The sequence below is a fragment of the Roseateles sp. P5_B10 genome (assembly GCF_056400485.1).
On record NZ_JBFULE010001445.1, the window covers coordinates 1 to 736 of the forward strand.

The 736-nt window shown below is 67.7% G+C and carries 1 protein-coding gene; it reads right to left on the reverse strand.

Annotated elements, in window-relative coordinates; all coding sequences use genetic code 11:
* A partial coding sequence (locus AC1DU6_RS33885; RefSeq protein ID WP_477862784.1) for a HipA domain-containing protein occupies nt 1-736 on the reverse strand: 736 nt, incomplete at both ends.

Below are 736 nucleotides of genomic sequence, written 5' to 3' on the forward strand. Positions count from 1 at the left end.
CGTCGATGATGTGCAGGCGCCGCACGGTGGGCTCGTTGGCGCCATGCGCGGCACCGTCTCCGGCGCCTTGCACGACAACCCGGTCGAAGCGGCGGACGACGAGTACCGGCCGTGGTGTCCGATAGATGCCGACCTCCGCGACGGGCAGCTTCATGCGCCGCGCCAATGACATGCAGAAGTGTTCGTTGACGACCAGATGCGGCGTCACCGCACGCGCGGGGTCGGGCTTGAGGATGTGAGTCGATGCCAACGGCGGCTCGACCAGGAACAGACGTCCTGCGTCGCTCAGCGGGCGGTCCAGGTAGACCATCAACTTGTCCTGCACGCCCGCGATGGACATGCGGACCTTGCCATCCCAGACGGCCAGCGGAATCTGGTCGCGCTCGGCAATTCGTTGGTCCAGTTCTTCGCGGGTCACCTCACGCGGCGGTTTGGCGGCGGCGGCCGGCGGCACGTCATCCGAGCGCCAGAATCGGAACGCCCCGGTGGTCTCGGTCCCAAGTGCGCTGATGAGGGCGTAGATGTTCGACTTGGAGACGCGGTAAGTCGTGGCCGCGATGTCGAGCGCGCGGCCTTCGGGCAACAGGTTCTCCACGAAGCGCTTCACGGCACCGACGGCATAGCCGTCGGCCGGGGGTTGGAAGGGCAGCGCAGGCGACAGGGGAAACGCTCCCGGCGCCGCGACCCAGTTCGCGTCGTAGTCCAGCGACCACCGGTCGTTCAGGGCCCCATAGCC